The 4,571-nt window shown below is 63.7% G+C and carries 4 protein-coding genes; all 4 read right to left on the reverse strand.

The window, feature by feature from the left end; translation table 11 throughout:
• Positions 1-1,204: thiamine pyrophosphate-binding protein (locus EN935_RS23420; RefSeq protein ID WP_127373650.1), on the reverse strand; the 1,204-nt coding region annotated here is incomplete at its 3' end.
• A 116-nt stretch (positions 1,205-1,320) separates the two neighbouring features.
• Positions 1,321-2,727 (reverse strand): FAD-binding oxidoreductase, encoded by a 1,407-nt coding sequence (locus EN935_RS23425; protein ID WP_127373651.1) that lies wholly within the window; start codon positions 2,725-2,727, stop codon positions 1,321-1,323.
• Between the two features lie 49 nt (positions 2,728-2,776).
• Positions 2,777-3,535 (reverse strand): amino acid ABC transporter ATP-binding protein, encoded by a 759-nt coding sequence (locus EN935_RS23430; protein ID WP_126070003.1) that lies wholly within the window; start codon positions 3,533-3,535, stop codon positions 2,777-2,779.
• Between the two features lie 12 nt (positions 3,536-3,547).
• The coding region (locus tag EN935_RS23435) for an amino acid ABC transporter permease (protein WP_164771287.1) at positions 3,548-4,571 on the reverse strand (1,024 nt) is incomplete at its 5' end.

Here is a 4,571-nt window from a genome sequence, read left to right on the forward strand (position 1 = left end):
GCCGTGCCTTCGGCCCGAATTTGAAGAACTTGTTTGGCCAGACGGTGAAATTGCCGGCGCCATTGGTCAGGATCACATCGTCGGGCAGCGTCTCGCGCAGCCAGCGGCTGACCTCGACCATGTCGACGGGGCCCGGCTGGGCCGGTGCGGTGAACGTGCCCTCATAGCTTTGGCGTGCCTGCGACCGCCACGCGCCCCAGTCGCCCTTGATCGGCGAGAGCGCCTTGGCGAAGGCGTTCGGCCCGGCATGGATGCCAAGCGAGGGCACGTAGATCTTGCCGATCTCGCGATCCGAACCGTGGGCATGGATCAGCTTCTGCTTCGGCTCGGGCACGGACAAAAGCGTGTAGCCGTCCGTGGTCATCTCGCCAAAGCGCACATTGATCGCCAGGATCAAATCGGCATCGCGGATTAGCTTCTTGACATGCGGGACCATGCCGACGCCCGCCTCACCGACGAAGACCGGCGAGCCATTGTCGAACTGATCCTGGAAGCGGAACGCCGCGACCACCGGAATGTCGGAGGTTTCGGCGAAAGCCTGGAGCGCGGCGCGCCCGGCAGTGGACCAGTTGGCGCCGCCAATCAGGATGACCGGCCTGCGGGAGGCGGCAAGCATGGAGCGGGCCTCGGCCAGCGCATCGGCATCGGCGGCGGCCTCGAACATCCTGGCCGGTCCGCTGAGTGCGGCGACATCGGTCAGCGTCGTCAGCATGTCCTCGGGCAGGGCGATCACCACCGGGCCAGGCCGCCCGGTGAGCGCCGTGGTCCAGGCCCGGGCAACGATTTCCGGCAGGCGCTCGACATCGTCGATTTCCACGGCCCATTTCGCCATCGTGCCGAACACGGCGCGGTAGTCGATCTCCTGGAACGCTTCACGGCCGCGCATGTCGGTGCCGACCTGGCCGACGAAGATGATCATCGGCGAACTGTCCTGCATCGCCGTGTGCACCCCGATGGACGCATTGGCAACGCCCGGTCCGCGCGTCACGAAGCAGATGCCCGGCGAGCCCGTCAGCTTGCCATAGGCCGAGGCCATGAATGCCGCACCGCCCTCGTTGCGGCACAGCACGTAGTCCAGCTTTCCATGAGTGTCGTGCAGCGCGTCCAGCACGGCCAGGTAGCTTTCGCCCGGCACGCCGAAGCTCTTGGTCGCGCCGAGCGCGATCAGGCACTCGACAAGGAGGCGACCGCCATTGCGGATCATGCTTCGACATCCTTCATTCAGGCGGCAAGCGGACCGAGCCTGCCTTTCGGATTCATACCTGCACGCTGGCGGATCGAGACGAAACCAAGAAATGCCGTCTATTCGAAAGTTTTTCTTTACTGAGAGACGCGCACCAGGACATCCGGGTTCATTGTGCCCAGCGGATCGAACACAGCCTTGAGCCGCGCCATGAGCTCTCGCTCCACCAGGCCGCGATTGCGGTCGGCCATGGCGACCTTGGCCCGGCCAAGTCCATGCTCGGCTGCAAAGCTGCCGCCCATCTGCGTGGCAAGAGATGACAGCGCCTCGGCGAACAGCTCGGCCTTGCCGTCGAAATCGGCACGACCTTCCGGCGGCGACAAGTTGTAATGGATGTTTCCGTCGCAAAGGTGCCCGAACGGGTTTACCCGCACGCCGGGAAGAATGCCGCCGCAGATCTTCGCGCCTGCCTCGACGAAACGGGCGATGGCGCCTGAAGGGACGGAGATGTCGTGCTTGAGCTGCTCGCCTTCCAGCCTCTGTCCCTCCGGTTGCTCCTCGCGCAGCCGCCAGAATTGTGCCCGATGCGCACCTGTCGCCGCCAGCGCGCCGTCGACGACCAGGCCCTGTTCCATGCCCCATTCCAGCGCCGAAGCCAGGATCTCGTCCAGGGGAACACGTAGCGATCCCGATGCCAGTTCGACCAGCAGATAGACGTCGCCCCGTGCCTCCAGTTGGTAGGCAAGGTCGGGCAAGTGCTTGAGCGCCAGTTGCAGGCCGAAATCGGAGAAGAACTCGAGGCCAGTCAGGAATTCCCCGGCCTCGCCGCGCAGGAAAGCACCGAACGAAACAGCGGCGGCAAAGCCGGGCAGGACCAGAAGGGCGCTCGCCTGCTGCCGAGGCTTGGGGTACAGCCGCAGGATCGCGCGCGTCACGATCCCGAGCGTGCCTTCCGCGCCACAGAACAGCTTGCGCAACTGATAGCCGGCATTGTCCTTCTGCACCGCGCGCAGTCCGTCCCAGACCCTGCCATCAGGCGTCACGACTTCGAGACCCAGAACGAGATCCTGCATCATGCCGTAGCGGAAAGCCTGGCTGCCGCCGGCATTGGTGCCGATCAGGCCGCCGATCCTGGCGCTGCCTTCCGCGCCGAGATGCATTGGAAACATCAGGCCATCCGGTTCCAGCGCCTCGTGCAGCGCGGCCAGCACGACGCCGGCTTCGACGACGATCGATCCGCTGTCCAGATCCGGATTGCCGATCGCCGTCATGCGCGAAAGCGAGACGATCACCGCATTCGACTGCTGGGCGACGGCGGCGCCGCAAAGCCCTGTGTTTCCGCCTTGCGGGACCACTGCCAGTCCGGCCTCTCGGCATAGCTTGACGACACTGGCAACCTCAGACGTATCCGCAGGCCTGGCAACGCCCAGAGGCGCGACGCCGTAGCGATTGAGCCAATCGCGCTGGTAAGGTTCGGCGTCGCTGCCCGAAAGCCAGCCTTTCGGCCCGAGAATTTCGTGCAACGCGGTGGCGGGATCAATCATGGAGATGCCTGAGGGCGTGCGGCGTGACGCATTCGGATCGTGCTTCCAATCAATGGCCCAGCACCTGCGACAGGAATTGTCGGGTGCGCTCGTTGCGGGAAGAGGTGAAGAACTCGCCCGGAGGCGCTTCTTCGAGGATCTCGCCGCCGTCCATGAATAGCACCCGGTCCGCCACGCGGCGCGCAAAGCCCATCTCATGGGTCACACAGATCATCGTCATGCCTTCCGAAGCAAGCGTGACCATGACGTCAAGCACTTCGGAGACCATTTCGGGATCGAGCGCCGAGGTCGGCTCGTCGAACAGCATAATCTGCGGCTGCATGCAAAGAGCACGCGCAATCGCGACCCGCTGCTGTTGGCCGCCGGACAATTGGCTGGGATATTTCAGGGCCTGCTCGGGAATGCGCACCTTTTCCAGATAGCGCCGGGCGGTCGCCTCGGCTTGCGCCCGCGGCTGTTTGCGCACGATCATCGGAGAGATCATGCAGTTCTCCAGCACCGTCATGTGTGGGAACAGGTTGAAGTGCTGGAACACCATGCCGACTTCGCGCCTGATCTCATCGATGTTGCCGACGTCGTCGTTAAGCTCGGTGCCGAGCACGACGATGCGGCCGCCATTGTGCTGTTCGAGGCGGTTGATGCAGCGGATCATGGTCGACTTGCCGGAGCCGGAGGGTCCGCAGACGACGATTTTTTCGCCCCGCTTTACGGAAAGGTTTATCCCGCGCAGCGCGTGGAACGTGCCGTAGTATTTGTCGAGGTTTTCGATGCGGAGCGCCGGCTCACCGGTCGAATTGGTCGAGATCACCTGCACGCCTCCTTAGCGTTCGCTGACCGACATGCGGCGCTCGAGAAAGGCGCCATAACGGGACAGGCTGAAGACGAAGATGAAGTAGATGAAGGCGATGAAGGCATAGACTTCGACATAGGCGAAGCGCCATTCGCCGGTGCCGTAGGCGGCATTGCCGGAGGCCAGGATCTCGAAGAATCCGACGATGACCACCAGCGAGGTCTCCTTGAACGAGATGACGAACTGGTTGATCGTCGCGGGCATTGCGTTGCGCATGGCCTGAGGCAGGAGGATGCGGCTGATGCGTTGCCAATAGCGCATGCCAAGGGCCATGGCGGCCTCTTCCTGTCCTGTGGCGACGCCCTGCATGCCGCCTCTCACGATCTCGGCCTGATAGGCAGAGAAGAACAAAGCGGAGCCAAGGATCACCCGGTAAAGCTTGTCGCCCTGCAGCCATTGCGGCAGCGCGAAGGGCAGAACCACGGCAAAGGTGAAGAGGATCGATACCAGCGGAAGCGACCGGACCCCGTCGATGATGAGGCCGGTGGTGCGCGAAATCCAGGGCAACTCCGACCGGCGCAGCAAGGCCAGGCCGATCGCCAAGGGGAAACCGATCAGGCAGGTGGTGACGAAGATGAACAGGGTCAATGCCAGTCCGCCCCAGGCTTCCTCGCCGACATGGGCAAGACCAAGCATGCCGCCCTTCATCAGCACGTAGAAAAGGCCCGTTCCGGCTCCCCACACCAGCGCGATCCGGCGGCCGGTCCAGAATGCCGGGATACAGCTCAGCACCGTCATCACCACAACGGCGACGCAGGCCAGCGCCGAGCGCCATTGTTCTTCGTAGGGATAGAGGCCGAAGAAGATGATGCGCCATCTCGCTGCGATGACCGACCAGCAGGCTCCCGCTGCCGCCTGGCAAGCTTCCGGCCCGCCGCTAGTGGTGAAGACAGCCGAGAAAACCGCCCAATTCAGGAGCTTCCAGAGCAGGAAGACCATGATCATCAGGCAGGCCAGAGACACCACCGCCTGAAGCGGCGTCGCGAAGAAGCGT

This window comes from Mesorhizobium sp. M7D.F.Ca.US.004.03.1.1 (genome assembly GCF_003998635.1).
Lineage (GTDB): Bacteria > Pseudomonadota > Alphaproteobacteria > Rhizobiales > Rhizobiaceae > Mesorhizobium > Mesorhizobium loti.